At 35.6% G+C, this 16603-nt stretch carries 10 protein-coding genes; 2 read left to right on the top strand and 8 right to left on the bottom strand.

The window, feature by feature from the left end; genetic code table 11:
- Positions 1-319: 319 nt before the first annotated feature.
- Complete coding sequence (locus ACRD62_RS18045; RefSeq protein ID WP_430821509.1) at positions 320-1534, top strand: phage integrase SAM-like domain-containing protein; 1215 nt, start codon at positions 320-322, stop codon at positions 1532-1534.
- A gap of 203 nt (positions 1535-1737) precedes the next feature.
- Here the strand turns inward: ACRD62_RS18045 and ACRD62_RS18040 are convergent, their stop codons facing one another.
- The 4 genes from ACRD62_RS18040 to ACRD62_RS18025 form a co-directional block, all read right to left on the bottom strand.
- Complete coding sequence (locus tag ACRD62_RS18040; RefSeq protein ID WP_430821508.1) at positions 1738-2949, bottom strand: MFS transporter; 1212 nt, start codon at positions 2947-2949, stop codon at positions 1738-1740.
- A gap of 68 nt (positions 2950-3017) precedes the next feature.
- Complete coding sequence (gtfA, locus tag ACRD62_RS18035; protein WP_430821507.1) at positions 3018-4487, bottom strand: sucrose phosphorylase; 1470 nt, start codon at positions 4485-4487, stop codon at positions 3018-3020.
- Between the two features lie 13 nt (positions 4488-4500).
- On the bottom strand, positions 4501-5151 hold the full coding sequence (locus ACRD62_RS18030; protein ID WP_430821506.1) for a hypothetical protein: 651 nt from the start codon (positions 5149-5151) through the stop codon (positions 4501-4503).
- A gap of 202 nt (positions 5152-5353) precedes the next feature.
- The gene (locus ACRD62_RS18025; RefSeq protein WP_430821505.1) at positions 5354-8017 is read right to left on the bottom strand and encodes a TonB-dependent receptor domain-containing protein; all 2664 of its coding nucleotides are present in this window, start codon (positions 8015-8017) and stop codon (positions 5354-5356) included.
- Positions 8018-8295: 278 nt separating this feature from the next.
- Between ACRD62_RS18025 and ACRD62_RS18020 the strand changes: the two genes are divergently transcribed.
- A complete protein-coding gene (locus ACRD62_RS18020) occupies positions 8296-9306 on the top strand; it encodes a LacI family DNA-binding transcriptional regulator (RefSeq protein WP_430821504.1) in 1011 nt (336 codons plus the stop codon).
- Between the two features lie 243 nt (positions 9307-9549).
- Here the strand turns inward: ACRD62_RS18020 and ACRD62_RS18015 are convergent, their stop codons facing one another.
- From ACRD62_RS18015 to ACRD62_RS18000, 4 genes are all read right to left on the bottom strand, one after another.
- Positions 9550-9825 (bottom strand): helix-turn-helix domain-containing protein, encoded by a 276-nt coding sequence (locus tag ACRD62_RS18015; RefSeq protein WP_430821503.1) that lies wholly within the window; start codon positions 9823-9825, stop codon positions 9550-9552.
- Positions 9826-10478: 653 nt separating this feature from the next.
- Positions 10479-13127: an alpha-L-rhamnosidase-related protein gene (locus ACRD62_RS18010; RefSeq protein ID WP_430821502.1), complete on the bottom strand. Its 2649-nt coding sequence runs from the start codon at positions 13125-13127 to the stop codon at positions 10479-10481.
- A gap of 27 nt (positions 13128-13154) precedes the next feature.
- On the bottom strand, positions 13155-15107 hold the full coding sequence (locus ACRD62_RS18005) for a T9SS type A sorting domain-containing protein (RefSeq protein ID WP_430821501.1): 1953 nt from the start codon (positions 15105-15107) through the stop codon (positions 13155-13157).
- Between the two features lie 146 nt (positions 15108-15253).
- Positions 15254-16594 (bottom strand): hypothetical protein, encoded by a 1341-nt coding sequence (locus ACRD62_RS18000; RefSeq protein WP_430821500.1) that lies wholly within the window; start codon positions 16592-16594, stop codon positions 15254-15256.
- Positions 16595-16603: the final 9 nt, after the last annotated feature.

The following is a 16603-nucleotide window of genomic DNA, read 5'->3' as shown; positions in this document are numbered from 1 at the left end:
GAGTGGTCGAATGCGGCGGTCTTGAAAACCGTTGTACCGCGAGGTACCGGGGGTTCGAATCCCTCTCTCTCCGCTGAAAGCGAAAGCAATTTAAAACAAAACCCTGTAAGTCAACACTTACAGGGTTTTTTAATGTGCAATATTTTGCAGTAAAAAGCAGTAAAACGCAATTTTTCAGAGGACTTATCGAGGACTAAAATTCCCTCAAAAAAGTCCTCGATTGATCGTTCCAATAACGCTACATTGCGCTCTATTACTCGGTTTTAGATGCCTTTGAAATGATCTCATAAGAATAATTTTAACATCAAAATTTATTATTATGAGTGGACTTACAAATGTCAAAATCTTGTTTTTCATTAAAAGAACCAAAGTAACCAAGAATGGTATGGCTACTATCTTTGTTAGAATTACTATTAACAAGGAAAGAACTGAATTTACAACCCGAAAGAAAGTTTCTCCTGAAATATGGGATGATAAAGCGGAAAGAACAAATGGGTTAACTGCAGAGGGAATCGAAACAAATAATTTCATCGACCAATATCAAAAGAAGATATTCTCTTATATAGATTTCCTCACATTGGATAACCAACCAGTATCTGCACGTATTATTCAGGAAAAGCTTGTTGGTAAAAAGGAAGACAGAAGGACTATTTTAAAAATCTATAAAGACCATAATGATAAAGCCAGAAAGCTGATCGGTGTGGATTTTTCGGCTGACACCGTTCAACGCTATGAAACATCTTATATGCATACCAGGGATTTTATTCGTTGGCAATATAAACGTGAGGACATGGCTTTAGAAGAACTCAACCAACAATTTATAAATAACTACGAGTTCTATTTTAAGACAGTTCGCAATTGTAGTCATAACACTACAATCAAATACATTAAGAACTTTAAGAAGATTGTTAGAATTGCCTTAGCTAATGGTTGGATAAAGAAAGACCCTTTTGCAACTATAAAGCTCCGGTTAAAACCAGTTGATGCGGTTTATCTTACAAAAGAAGAACTGGATACCATTATTAATAAAAGCATAGGAATTGACCGCCTACAACAGGTTAGGGATGCTTTTGTATTTTGCTGTTTTACGGGGTTAGCTTTCTCTGATTTGAAATCTTTAAAACGTGAACATATCACAAAAGATAATGATGGCATTACATGGATTCATAAAAAAAGAACTAAAACAGATCAAATTAGTACCATTTTTGTAATTGAGGGTGCAAAAAAGCTAATCGCCAAATATCAACACGAGCCGGAATTAATTGAAAAAGGTGCTCTCCTACCTGTTTTAAGCAATCAAAAAATGAACGCCTATTTGAAAGAAATCGGGACCATATGCGGCATTGATAAACCTATATCAACACATACAGCACGTCACACTTTTGCAACAACGGTTGCATTAGAGAATAATATGCCTTTAGAGGTTGTATCAAAAACTTTAGGCCATTCCAATACAAAAATGACTCAACGTTATGCAAGAACAACAGAGACTTTGATTAAAAAGAATATGGAGAAGATTAAGGATTTGTATTAAGAATTAACATCCTTAATGTAAATATCGCATATTGCTATATGCGATATTTACAACCGTTTCTAATATGTATTAATTATAATAAATTCCTATTCTAAGCTTGCTAATAATCGACACTAGAATTAATGTATTAGATATATTAATAATATCATTCACCCCTCCTAAAAGATATCAACATCAAATAATCTTATTATCATTTAAATCCATCAATACTCACTTTCTTCCAAACGACTAAGTCTTTTTTGTGTTGGTTTAACTATAAGGTTTAAAACAGCGCCACTAAATAGTATCAGTGCAAATACGGTAGCCAGCATAAACCCCACTTTCGGATCACTATTAAAAGCATCACTGACAGCCCCCATTGCTAAAGGGCCAAAGGCAGCACCTGCGGCTGTAAAAAACAATATTACCCCGGCTACGGCTCCATGGTTAGCCTTAGGAAAGCAACTAATCCCTTTCGAATTTATTGTTGGATAAACTACTGACATAAATAAACCTGACAAAGGCAACAGAATAACTGTAAATTCCCGACCTAGGATCATACTACCTGCAAAACATATAAAGATAGCTCCTGTAAAAAAGAATAGAATAACTGACCAATCAAAACGAGCCATCATCCAGGCTCCGATAAAACGTCCACCTGCTCTTAAAATAAAAAAAACCGGTAAAGCATAGGTGGCCAAAAGAAGTAAATTACCATCATAATCTTTTATCAATGTAGGCATCCAAACATAAATAGCAGCTTCAACCGAAACATAAAAAAAACTGGCTAAAGAAAATCCTAATGCGTATGGATCCCTGAGCATAGCAAATGTCTGTCTCATATTAATAGGCTCTTCAGTATTATTCACTGTAGAAGGATATTTGACTAACAATGCCAAAACAATTAACATCACACATAGAGTAGCTGCAATAACAAACAACCATTTCCAGGCCACTCCTTGTGTTAATAAATAACTGATTACAAAAGGTCCGATAATAGCACCAACACCAAAAAAGCCTTCCACAGTATTCATAGTAGAAGTATGATCTCTTGATGATTGGGATATATCGCCAATAAGTGCCAATGCTGCTGTTTTAAAAATTCCTATAGCTGCTCCTGAAACAATCATCAAAGTAAGATAATAGACAAAGCTATTGCCAACAATAAATAAATATGAGTTTACAACAAACAGCACCAAACCTAATATAATGGTTCGCTTTCGTCCAAGTCGATCAGCCAGAAAGCCCAAAAACATACCTGCTAAAGCAATAGCTGTCATTGGTCCGTAATGCAGCAGACCTGCAGCAGTCATGCTTAAATCAAAGGCTTTCATTACTTCGGGGATGATAACTCCGACAGCATCGGTTGTCATGGCAAACATTAGAAACATCATGTATGTAAGCCATTTTATTGATTTTATATTTCGATTATGCATTGCATTATTTTTAAAGCTGATTTATTTTTTTCTAACCGCGATGAATCAGATTATATACAGAGCTATTTTTATATTAAATATACTGACTCATTATTGTCTTTATCAGAAAAGTGGATTACACTCTTTTTATCGTTCAGATCAACACTTAAGCGGCAATATACTTTCCCTCTCGTCCACAACAGACATAATTCATCATCATTGCTTTCTACCACACTAAATGTTCCATCAAAAGCTTCATGGTTGTTCCTGAACCTAATAAGTTTTTGCAGACGCTGCACTACCTCTTTTTTCATACAAACGTCTATCTCGTCCATTGAGAAGTTATGACGGTTTATTTCACGTCCTTCACCTGTACTTTTAACTGCTTCTGTATCGTTTTCACCGGCAAGCATGCCAACATAATAAACTTGTGGTACTCCAGGCACAAAAAACTGAATGGCTCTTGCAGCCAGATAAGCATTATCATCGGAATTAAGTACTGAATAATAAGAGCATCTTATTTGATGAACGTCAAAACCATCAGGTGCTTTATGATCATCTGACACAATCAAACTTAAATTAGCTCCCCTGTCAACACATACATCTACTATTTTTCGAGCTTCATCGGTATTAATTAATTCATCCAGATCAGGTTTTACCGGTACTCCATCATGACAGTCAAGCATTGTGAATTGCTTCTCAGGACGATTTTTTAAGTACTCTTTGAGATTAGCAGATGATTTATTAATAAAGAATTCAAGAATACGGTATGGTAATATAAAATCGTAAATCCAATGACCATGTTCAGCCAGTTTGTATTGTATTGAATAATGCGAATGCACTTCGGGCAATAATTCCAGATCAAGTGATTTAGCCAAATAAGATATCCAGTCCAGAAACTGGTATATTTCAGGCTCTACAAAAAAACAACTTGTTCCTAGTTTTTTAATCACATAACCTACAGCATCCAATCGTACAATCTTAATCCCTTGCGCCTTAAAATTTGTCAGGAATTTTTCTAATAAATCCTTGGTTGCCTGCGAATGAATATCAAGGTCTATTTGTTCCGAAGGATTTGTTTTTCCGAATGTTGTCCAAACCCGTTCTTTTTGGCCTGTAGACTTAATTTCAAATTCGGAATAGGGTACCTTACGGCGCAGAAACATTTTATCAATGTCCTTTTGAACAGGTTCTCCATCTTTCCATATTTTATTTAAAGTGATAAAAAGATCAGCAAATTCCGATTCTTTTCCTTTCTCCAGGAATTCCTGAAAAAAAGGAGATTGCTGAGATATATGATTCACCATTAGATCGAGCAAAACATCGTGCTTTTGCCCAATTGTTCTGATATCATTCCAATCACCAAAAGCAGAATCTATTTCAAGATAGGTTAGCGGTGCAAATCCTCTGTCGCCTGACGACGGATAAGGTGGTAATATATGTATTCCGCCCTCAAACAGACCTTTAAAGTGAGTCTCCAAAGTTTTATTGAGAGTTTTCAGATTGCCTCCCAACGAATCGGGATAAGTAATCAACTGAACTTTATTTTTAACTGCCATAATTCTGATTTTCTTATTTTACAACAACCTCAAAATCCTTTGTAACAACAATATCGGCGAGCAAAGCATGACCTGCAATTATTTTGTGTTCCGTTTTTAAAATCTCTTCTACAAACGGATCATTCGCTTCGGAACCCCTATTTCTGTTTTTACGTAACTGCAGTGTATCAACTCTGGTACCTGCCATAAAAATGCGAGTATCAACATGCTTAAGTAAAGAAGTATACGTACCTTCGGCCAATATCACTTTAACATCCGTCAAATCAACAGTTTCGTCTTCAACACTGTTTGCATAATAATCAACCAACGGTTTAACAAACGTGTTTACACCACTTATAGCCTGTACTAAATGACGATCCATTAAAAGCATATTAACTTCAACATGCGGGCCTAACCATTCTGAATCTTCTCTTCGTCGGGCATCATTCGACTTCGGTGGTAATACAAAATAATCATCCTGCCCTATCAATTTACTTTTTATTCCCATGGAAGAAAGTATTTGCTCCAACGCTTTTCCATTAGTTGATTTACCACTCCCCGACTCACCTGCAACAGATATAATATATCTGCCATCTTTAGCTTTAATTCGATCAATAATATGAGGTATTATCTCTTTTGCCAATTGTATATTATTGTCATCTATTATAATATTATCTCCCTTCAAAACTCAAACACTTTATGTCCCAATCCACATCCAACAGATGATGATTATTGACTGATAAATAATTTATTAAAACAATGTTTTGATCAAAAAAATCAGCACAAGCTTTTGTTGAAATAAGCAGGTTGTTTAAACCGTTTCTATCGCTCTGCTTCTGTTATCTTTCCTCTGAATGGCTTAAACAACCTGCTCCAATCCACTCCGATTAAAATGTATACGTTAAACTAACTGTGGTAGCTCTGCCTGTAATTGGTCGAGCTCGTAAATAATTGGTACTGTTTTCAACAAATGTATCCCCTTCCATTTCAGTAAAACCTAAAGTATTGAACAAGTTATTTACATTAGCTCTTGCATTTAAACCTTTGATAATATTGTAGGATAAAAATGCATTTACATATGCATAACCAGGTAATACAATGGCGTTATCATCTTGTGCATACACTTTTGTTGTACCCACAACACTAAAACCGATAGATGATCTTTTGTTGAACAAATCGTACGAAGGAGAAACGTTATAAAGTAAACTTGGTACACGACGTGGTTCATTTCCTTCTTCATCTTCGTTCAAACTCTTGGTAATTTCAGCCTTAGTATAGGTAGCGCCAACTGCCAGATTAAATTCTTTCAGTGAATATATTCCCTCAAATTCAGCTCCATAAGTTCTGAATTCCTTATTGAGTATTCTGCCAAATTCCTCGTTCTGCTCTTTGATATTGGTTAAAAAACCGGTAACAATTACAGCTAATGAAGGCGACTTATATTTATACCCCAGCTCTAACTGCCCAATCTCATCAGCATCCAATCCATCAATGGTCTTTCCTTCATCATCAATAAACGGAGTATACAATAAACGATCAGCATTGGCTCTTCCTCCCTTACTATAACGAGTATAAACAGCCTGATCGTTGTTTATCTGATAATTTGCACCAATTGAATAAGACAAATAACTATAATCGTAATTTACAACATTAGGATTGGCATTATCCAAAACAGTTACTTCCTGTTCTACATATGAAATATCACCATTATTATCAACATCAACAGGAGCCTGATAATTATTTAGATAATATCCAGAAACATCACCCATATCATATCTCATACTGGCTTCCATATTAAGATCATCAGTTAACTCTACTCCAACATTGGCATATACTGCGTCAATAATATAATTCATATCATATCCACGTGTACAACAATTCCCCCAATAAGGTACTCCGTGAGCTAATAAACCGGTACTGGTATATTGTGTTCCGTCTGCTCCTTCCAGATTCATCAATCGAGGACCATTATCAGAACTAACATCAGTAAGATAACTTTGCCACAACCATGTCATGCCAATGTTTTGCATGGCCTTATAATAACCAGCTGTTACGTTCCATTTATCAAATGAACGAGTCAAATAGATGTCGTTGGTAAAATTATCCAAGTTGTTAATGTCAACATCAAATGTATGTATGCGCATTAACAAACCATTGTCATTCAGATTATTAATTTCTGATTCAGATAAGGCAACACCGGCATTTGCCCCGTTGGCGTAACTTAAGCTATATCCCGAACCTGCAATACTTGTTGCTATATCATCTGCACCGGCAACCTGAGCCGGGAATGGCGATACAAATTTTCCGTGGTTTTTCGCATAACGGAAACGCTCTTTCAGATTCCAGCCACTTCCTAAATCAAATGAAAATTCTCCACCAACAGCTATACTTTTAGGATGCATTCCTTCTGACATATCACTAACTCGTGAATTACCCTGTCCATCAACGCTTAGCATATGATTAAAATACGGACTTTGTAACGAACTATTGGTCAAATCAAAACCGGGAACTGATTCATAAGTAGGATTGTCACTTGTACCCGTAACTTTAACCGGCATTGGCATATAAGAAATGGTTTTATCATCTAAATATTTAAAGTATAAACGAGCGTAGCCTTTTTCAAAATCCTTAGTTATATTGGCTTTTATCTGACCTCCATTATTCGCATTGTATCCGGGATTACGAGGTCCTTGTCCCTGACGAAAGAATCCTCCTACATGAAAACGGAATCCATCAGCTATCGGAGATCCGTATTCAAAATCTGTTCTGAAAGATTTATAATCAGCTCCTAATGTCATACCTACACTTCCTCCTTCTGTAGCCCCTGTTTTACTGATAAAGTTAATAATACCGGCAGGTGAATTACTTGCAAATGTTGATGCACTACCTCCTTTAATAGCTTCAATGCGCCCAATGGTACGATCCGATCTGACAAATATATCAGCATTCCCAAAAGAAATATCACCGAATTGCATAACGGGCAAACCATCCTCGTGTAGCTGCAAAAATTTTGATCCACCGGAAGCCACCGGAATACCCCGTACTGCAATATTAGCATTACCTTCACCACCTGATGATTCGGAACGAATACCCGGAATAGCTTTAAATAATTCGGCAGTAGTAGTTGCTCCAAATTGTTCAACTGACTTAGGCTTCAAAGTAGTCATTGCCACACTAGATTCAATTGCAGCTTTTTGATTAACTACTCCTGTTATTACTACCTGATCTAAACCAATTAAGTCAGGAGCCAGTTGCAAATCCAATACGGTTTCACCTTCTGATTTTATATCAACACTTAATTCTTTTTTGGAATACCCTACAAATGAAGCAACTATCATTTGACTTCCTGTTGGTAAATTTTCGATAATATAATTACCGTCTAAATCGGTTATAGTACCAATTGTAGTTCCTTTAATTAATATGGATGCACCGATTAATACATCTCCGTTAGCCGCATCTGTTATGTTCCCTTTTAATACACCTTCCTGTGCATATAGATAGCCGGTAAAAATAAGGCTCATCAGAACTGATATTAATACTTTCTTTTTCATAAAACTGTAACTTTAGATCACTTTTTCTTTAAATACTTTTCAACTTACCATGTTCTTTGTCGATAATTAAAAAACAACACCAAACAACACTTCGCATTTTTTCACATTTATTGATACCTTAGCTAAGTAAACTGATGTAAAAATAAGTAATGACCAGCCAAAAAACAACATCCCTAAAGCCTTTCTATCAACTACATAGAAGCGCAACCGGTTGTGCAACCAGTTGCATTAAAGTACATTTAACATTTATTAACTTTGTTAATTTACATTAATACCTGATGAAGGATAAAAACATTACAATAATAGATATAGCAAAACAGCTGGGAGTTTCAAAATCAACAGTGAGTCGGGCATTAAAAGATCATCCTGATATTAGTAAAGCAACTAAAGACAGGGTTAATGCATTGGCAAAGAAACTTAAATACAAACCTAATGCAACTGCGATATCTTTCCGACAACAACGAAGCAGGATAATCGGATTAATAGTACCACAAATTTCTCCTTTCTTTTTTCCTTCAATCATTAAAGCAGTTGAAAAAGAAGTTCATAAAAGGGGATATAATCTTATGATTTTGCAATCCGGAGAATCGGAAAAAAGAGAGCGTGATAATCTGGAAATATTATTACACAATAATGTTGATGGCATACTGGCATCTGTAAGTCGTAAGACCCAGAATTTTGATCATTTCGAATCGCTCATTGAGGAACATATCCCAATTGTTTTTTTCGATCGAATACCTAAAAACATTAAGGCCGATTGTGTATTAATTGATGATTTTGATGGTGCATATCGGGCAGTTGAACATTTGATTAAAACAGGACGTAAAAAAATATCGATATGTATTGGTAATCCCAATTTATTAATCAGCCAAAACAGACTTGAAGCCTATAAAAAAGCACTTAACGATTATGCATTACCTTTCGATGATAATCTTGTCATTTCAGGAGAATCGACACTTGAAGCCTACAAAGCAACAGATGATCTTATTAACAGCTCTCATAAAACTGATTCCATTTTTGCAATTAGTGATTTAACCATGTCGGGTGTAATGCAAGCTATATATAAGAATAATATTCAAGTACCTGATAAGATTGCTGTTATTGGTTTTTGTGAGTCGATATTCTCCAAAATGTATCAACCAACATTATCCTATATTAATCCTTTAGGTAAAAAAATAGGAAAAAAAGCCGCTCAATTATTACTTGATCGTATCGACAATGAAGAATCTCAAAATTCTATTAAACAAATTCTTCTTTCCGGGGAATTGGTGATTAATGGTTCGACATAATTCATCTTAGTTATTAAAAATACGTTCATTTATGAATATAACAACATGAGCCGGAATTAATTTCATTATTATAAGGCAGCTTAATTGGTGAAATATTGAGACCACAGTCCAAAAAATCAGCATTATAGCGAAAGTAGATTATTCGATTATCCCTTACCATTTCCCCTACAGCATAACTTTGGCCCTCAAGCTCCAAAGACACTAAAATATTTTTGATGTTTTCCATAACAGTTTCTTTACCTACTATTTAGTCAAAAAAAGATCCTCAATATTGCCTAAGTCTTCTTTGGGTTGGAAAACTAGTTTAAAATCTTCGAGTCTATCAAGAAGGTGAGCTAACTTAAGCAATGATTCCAAAGATATTTGTCCGGTAGTTTCAAAACGCTTTAAGCTACCTAAAGAGACTCCAGATCTCTCTGCCATATCTGATTGAGATAACTTTAATTGTTTACGCAAGGCTTTGTGGCGTTTGGCCAGTTCCTTACCAATTTCATGAGGTGTTGGATTAATTGAGTACATATAGATAATATATTAGACAAATACAGCCATATCCTTATCCTATAGCTAATATATTAACCACTATATTACAAAATGACATTTATTAGGTACATTATATCAGTTGGAGGCCTGTGGTTCTAAACCAAAAATTTGCTTTTTAGAATTACTTGAATTTCATCAGCTCTTTCAACCGAAGTGCTCAGCACTCTAGTTGAAAGAAATCTAATATAACTCAGTTGGGATGCTGAGCACCTCAACTGAAAAATTGTTTTCATTAGAACAAACCTAATCCTATTGATCACATTCTATATACTCATGCTTCAAATTCACTTGCTTTTTGAAGATTTATATTGATGAAATGTAAATGCGGGTAAACATTTTCACTTGACCATTTAATATATTTAACACTTATCTCATATTGAATTCAATGAACATTCAGAGAATAGATATAAAATCATAAATAGTCAGAAAATTAAAACCATACCAAATCATGAATTTAGATATATGGATTTGATGAATTATTAGAAAAATAAAACCTGGATTTTATGAGATGATTTAAGTGTTTTCAATTTTAATATAAAGGATTGGCATATAAGAATCTATTAAAACGGTTGAATCAAGTTCATGAATTCAACCGCTTAAAAAAAAATGTAGTAATACTACTTGCGTTTATCTCATACCTTAATTATTCTTATGAAATCTATTAAAGCTTCATTTATTTCTTCATCCATATTAGTATTCCATACTTCAAGTACAATTTTCAAGTTGATATTACCCTTTAATAAATGTACTTTAACTGCATTTGAATATCCCCAATCTGACCACTCACCTTTTCCTCTTTGAGGCATTACCAACACTCCTTCGTAATCATTATTTACGTAAAGGCTTCGGATACAACAATTATTATCAGTGTTCCAGGGGCCTGTTCCATTCGCATAACGACAATCAATGATATATTCGCCATCCTCCTCAACACTAACCTTTAAATTAAGATCAACATTTTCATTAGTACTGATTTTAATAAAACCCTGACCCGTATAATTGGTATAAGGCAAGGATGATTTTGGATAAAACTGTTCTATTTCAAGAATGGTTTCAACAGGTATCACTTTAACGGGCTCACTACTAAATGATTCATCACCATAACCATTGATGGCAGTTACTGCATATTCAGCAAAATGATCGACAGCAATTTGCATACTCAAAAAGTCACCAGTTTTTAACAACTCGCCATTTTTATACACATTGTATTTTTCGGCACCTTCAACTGGTTCCCAATTAATCGACGTTTCACTTAGCTTTACATGTGGATTTGAGGTAGAAAAACGATTTTCAACCAGATGAGTCCCGGCTTTCTCAAATGGATTATTGGCCATTTTAATAACAATAGAATGTTCTCCTTTTAATGTTGATGGTATAAATGCCAAAGCTCGCTTTTCATTATCCAGCATGAAAGATTCTATCTTATTTCCATAACCTTCAACCTTAATATTTAAGATTGCATCTCTGTATTTAAAATTAGATAAGGTTCTCACTCCCCCATATACTTTAGGAATCACCGGATTAAAGTAAACGCCATCAACAGCAAAATCCATCCCAATAAATACACGATGAACCATAGCCAGGTTACCAGCCATACTCCACAACATGCGGTGTGAATTAATTTCGGTGCCTACATAATCGCCGTTTTCAGCCACAAAGTTTTCGTAGTTGGTCAGAAATAAACCACCTGCCCTATAAATAGATGCCAAGCCATGTAACAAAGCCTCTTCATTACCAACTTTTGCGGCTGCTAAATTCCAATACGACTGCACGAAAGGCCATATGCCATTGTTATGGTATGGTGGAATACCAGGTATTTGAGGATAAATGCAAGTTGTACCATATGCTGTAACCGGGGATTTAGAGATAATTGATTTAGCCTGTCGCTCGTCAGCCACATCAAATAAGATAGCCAGTGCTTCTCCCAAAGCTTCGAATCGAGGCGACAACACTTGTGATGAACGGCCGTATAAATATTGCCCATAGTAACCTTTATCCTGCATCCAAAGGTACTTGTTCACGCCTGCTTTAATTGCTTCAGCCCTCTGTTCATAAACCTCATATGGCTCTTCCAACAACTTGGCCATCTCAACCAATATCTTATGCGCCCTATAATGCACTGCATTGGTGCCCAGGTTCTCCGAAACATAGATATCCATATTCTCCATCCATTTGGGATAGGTTTGCTCACGCCAATCTAAAAACGAAGACTCTCCACAATACATGCCTGTTTCTGAATTTCGCAATGTCATGTAATCATCATCAAGGGAACTCTTAATAACAGCATATGCCTCTTTTAGCCACTCCCGATCTCCTGTTACCTTAAAAATTTCCCAAGCACCCAATGCCCATGTAGTTCGGTCGGAAGATACAGGCCATGCTCCACCCGAGCCCGTGTCCTGGATAATACGGCCTCTTTTCACCTTTTTACGAAGGCTGTTTTTTGCCACTTCAGGCTCATGGTAAGCAAAAGCCAAAAGTGTACTGTAATTTACATCCCTAGTCCATACACCACCCCATTTAGCACCTGTCCGTAAAGTACTATCGGCTTCTATATTTAACTTAGCCTCTTCCAATGACATATTAAAAAGAGCATCTACAATTGGCTGTTCTGAATGATAAACAGTTTTATCAGAAACATCAATACTAGCTTCCCATGTTTTTTCTTGTAAACTATTTTCATCAAAAGGATTTAGAATAACTTGTAATTCATATATACCATCTCCATCATCATCCTTTAAAGCCAAGCCATTTTCATCAAGATTTGAGAAATCCCAGGATAAAGGAGCAGCGCCCCCAGCAAGATAAACTGCCTTGAAATCGTCTTTAGCCACACGGCTGCCATCATATACTTCATAATACCCTTTCTCTTCAAACTGACTGAATACTTCCCTCATATCTAGTTTGAAAGTATATTCGTAATTTGGTGGTAATTTTGTCCCTGGATCAGCAGGTACTGGAGTATTAGTACCACCAAATTTTATAACAGGTGATTCATGTTCATCGCCAACTATTATCCAATGATCAGTACCACTTTCTTTTTCATTATCCTTTTCATTAATACTGAATTTAAAAGTTATTAACCTAGAATAATCTTCATGAACCAAACTTTGATAGTTGGAACTAATATGAACTGGAGAAATAACAGTTGCTCTGTAATTACCCTGAATCACTCCATCATTCAAAACAGAAAACTTACTGTTCTCGTAAAGTATATTTTGATTATTTTGACAACCCCAAACTGCGATACCCACACAAATCAACACTATTAACCTCTTCATATTTAATACTTTTATTTAGTAATTACCCTATTCTACAATCACTACTTTATCACAATAAAAATTCTGCTGCTCATCATTTACTATAGCAACATAGGCTCCAGTAAGCACATCCGAAATATTCAAACAAAAAGAACCCGCTTCTGCAAATCCACTTTTTTCTAAGACTTTCTTTCCTTGTAAACTATAAATTGAAACTTTTATAATTCCTTCTACTCCACTAATATTTAAAATTTCAGTTGCCGGGTTCGGGCTTAGTTTTATTTGTTTAATTTGATTCTTCCATAATGAAGTAGCCTTTTGTGGTATAATATTATATTCCATTTGCATATCATTGAAGTAAATATCATACAAACCGGATTCTGAAAGTGAGAAAGAAAGGTTAGGCAAACCGCCTGTTGAAAGCGTTACTGAACCAGACAAGCCAGTAGAATTACCCCAATCATCACCACTCCAATCTGAAGTATTTACAAATTTCATTTCATAATTACCTGCTTCCAATGAAAGTCCAGAGACCGTCCAAACTCCATCAACATCTTCCATCTGAAGTGTACCTGGAGTCCAACTATTAAAACTTCCACCAATATACATTTGGCTATTCTGAATCATTTGCACAGGTTCTATTGAGCCAAGGTTACCCAACTCACTTTCTTCAGTACTCAACCTATAAACTTTGCAGGCATGGGCTGCCAAACTAATGTTTATAGAAGATTTTAAGCCTATGTTTTCACGTTCCCATAAGTCGCGGGTATATAAACTTGCAGGGTTCCCTTCAAGCGATGAAAAACTAAAACTTCTGGCCTGTGCAGTATTTTCTCTGTTAAAAAGGGCAAGTACATAATCACCATCAGACATCCGCCCATGCCAAACCTGACTTTGTATATTAGTTGGATCATTGGACAATGGTTTTCCCACAAAACCATCATTATTTAGTTCAAATATTTCACGATTTTGAAGTAGATGAATACTTTTCTGAAAATCATTTATATCATACTCAGTAAGAGCAATAGCACCACCAGCCATAAGGTTTAATGATAGTACAGACTTCTTCTCCTCATCATTATCAAAAGAAGATAACCATATAAAATCACCATCCAGAATCATTTGTTTTTGCGAATCATCAAAACCAGAAAAACGAGACCAATACACCAAGCCATCAAAGGCATTGTGATACTTGCTCCAGATAGGGTGTACCTCCCCTCTTTCAATCTCGCTAAACCTGTACCAACCACCATCACAGGCATCTTCATTCACCCTTATCATACTTCCTGGCGCATATGCCCTTTCATTAGCCCCATCATTATATAAATGAGGCATCACCAAGCTCAATTGAATATCATTGGCATCACAATACTTGTTTAGCCATGAAAGTGCTGTTTGATAATCTGCCGCATCCCTTCCATGCTCTGCCGTTAAAGATTCTAATTTGTCTATTCCATCTTCGTACCATGATAAAAAATCAACCCTGAGGAAATCAACGCCAAAGGATGCATAATACTCAATATACCTTTTTAAATAATCCTCTGCACCTACATTACCTACCTGCAGCCAGTTAAACCACATGGCATTCTCATTGGGATTGTAAAGGCCTGATGTTGCACTTATATATTCATTAATCCAAAGAGGATTCTCATACAAGCCCAATTTAACGCCTTTTTGTTCTGCATAATTAGCCCAATTTGAGAATTCATTTTCCCAACTTGAATGATGCTTTATCCTAAAACCATCACTATTTCTTATATCTTCACCCCAGCCATCAGTACAAATCATATCAAAACCAAGTGGCGCAAGATTTTCCGACATATAATCAATATTGTTTTGCCACATATTCTCAGGCATTGGAATAGTTGTATTCTGGTTATTATTTTCAATATACAAATATGCATAGGCGCTAATATACATAGGAGCTTTTTGCCTTTGTGAATATGTATTAATCCCAATAATCACACCTAAGAGTAACCCTAAAACTTTACTTCTTTTCATAAAAATATTTTTCTTAAAGCAAGGGTATTACTCCCTTGCTTTTGAATTTTATAATAAAAATAGCTCCAAATACAATTCTCATTTCACATATTCTGAACCAATACCTATACATTTTTTTGGATTTTGATTATGAAGTCCAGTAAATCCTAGTAAACATACTTAACTGTTTTACAAACTTGATTTTTCTGGTCGCTTAGAACTACAATGTAGAAGCCTTTACTGACTGTAACTTGGGTTTTGGACACAAAATTATTCTTATATATCTCGTGCCCAAGTAAATCGTATACTGAAAGTTCCATAGGTGTTGGATCATGACTACCCGCTTTTAAAATTCCATTTAATCCTGTAATGAAATATTTTTCTTCTTGATTGTCAACATTAACTATACTATTCACAATCCCTTCTCTAACCTCTAAACTCATAGTAGATAAATCCAAAGAAATAGTACATTCTTTTGATTCGGAGAATACAAACTTAAAATCGTTCACAGATGTTTCACCCCAACCTTCGTATATGACAGTATATGATCCCCCATTCTCAATTAACTGATCTTCAATTGTTGACACATAACAACTTCCCCAATAATTTTTCACTTTTAAAAATTTGAATTGTCCGGGAACAACGTTTCCACTCCACATGTATTTTCCTTCTATAATATTAGTAGTTATCATTACTTCAGGATTATCATTCACCCAGCCACATGGCATTGCATCGCCAGTAAGATATACTTTCTCAGGATATGCAACATTTGATGGAGTGAACTCTAATACTTCAATGGTTTGTTCAAGCGTATTAAGCTTAATGGTATAATACCCGTTTTCACTTCCATCAGCCGGCAATTCCCACTTGGTATCATCTCCATTAACGCGCATTGTTGAAGCTTGGCTTAAAAGTACGTTAGCAGGGCCAACCGGATGAAATGAAGTTTCCCAGTTACTATTTGATGAAAGAAATTTAAAAGCACCCGGCTCATCTCCTGAATTATTATAGATTAAAAAACCACGGTAATAAAAGATAAACTGGTTATCAGCATCACGCTTTAATTCCCTTGCATCACTAAGTTGCCAATTGCTGCCTGTGGTACTTACAGGCCCTCCAATTAGATACACATGCTCAAATACATCAGCCAATTCAACTTTTATGGTAGGGCTGGCTCCATCAACTAGAGTAATAACATACATCTGGGCATCCTTAACATACTTAAGTCCAAAACTGGTTTGCCCTTCAATTGCCTGGGCTTCCATACCTATTTCCTGCCCCATTGGGTCATTCATGCCGCAAACAGGAATATAGTTATCTGTCCCATCCCAAAGTTTAAATTCACCTGTTGTAATTTCTCCCACATATTTATACACATTGGAATTTGATGGATCCTGGCCTAAATAGGTGGTATCATTTTCTAATGCATCTCCAATAATAGCCCAATCCTTAGCCTGCAAGGTTGAAAATGCATAAATCGCCAATAGAAATAATATAATTCGCTTCATCTGTTTAAA

The organism is Carboxylicivirga caseinilyticus (assembly GCF_050589785.1).
GTDB lineage: Bacteria > Bacteroidota > Bacteroidia > Bacteroidales > Marinilabiliaceae > Carboxylicivirga > Carboxylicivirga caseinilyticus.
This window is presented reverse-complemented; position numbering and strand designations above follow the sequence as displayed.

What these genes read in the sequence shown, in the direction of transcription:
- ACRD62_RS18045 (WP_430821509.1), top strand. Translation starts at nt 320, where the DNA reads ATGAGTGGACTTACAAATGTCAAAATCTTGTTTTTCATTAAAAGAACC.
- ACRD62_RS18040 (WP_430821508.1), bottom strand. Translation starts at nt 2,949, where the DNA reads ATGCATAATCGAAATATAAAATCAATAAAATGGCTTACATACATGATG.
- gtfA (WP_430821507.1), bottom strand. Translation starts at nt 4,487, where the DNA reads ATGGCAGTTAAAAATAAAGTTCAGTTGATTACTTATCCCGATTCGTTG.
- ACRD62_RS18025 (WP_430821505.1), bottom strand. Translation starts at nt 8,017, where the DNA reads ATGAAAAAGAAAGTATTAATATCAGTTCTGATGAGCCTTATTTTTACC.
- ACRD62_RS18020 (WP_430821504.1), top strand. Translation starts at nt 8,296, where the DNA reads ATGAAGGATAAAAACATTACAATAATAGATATAGCAAAACAGCTGGGA.
- ACRD62_RS18015 (WP_430821503.1), bottom strand. Translation starts at nt 9,825, where the DNA reads ATGTACTCAATTAATCCAACACCTCATGAAATTGGTAAGGAACTGGCC.
- ACRD62_RS18010 (WP_430821502.1), bottom strand. Translation starts at nt 13,127, where the DNA reads ATGAAGAGGTTAATAGTGTTGATTTGTGTGGGTATCGCAGTTTGGGGT.
- ACRD62_RS18005 (WP_430821501.1), bottom strand. Translation starts at nt 15,107, where the DNA reads ATGAAAAGAAGTAAAGTTTTAGGGTTACTCTTAGGTGTGATTATTGGG.
- ACRD62_RS18000 (WP_430821500.1), bottom strand. Translation starts at nt 16,594, where the DNA reads ATGAAGCGAATTATATTATTTCTATTGGCGATTTATGCATTTTCAACC.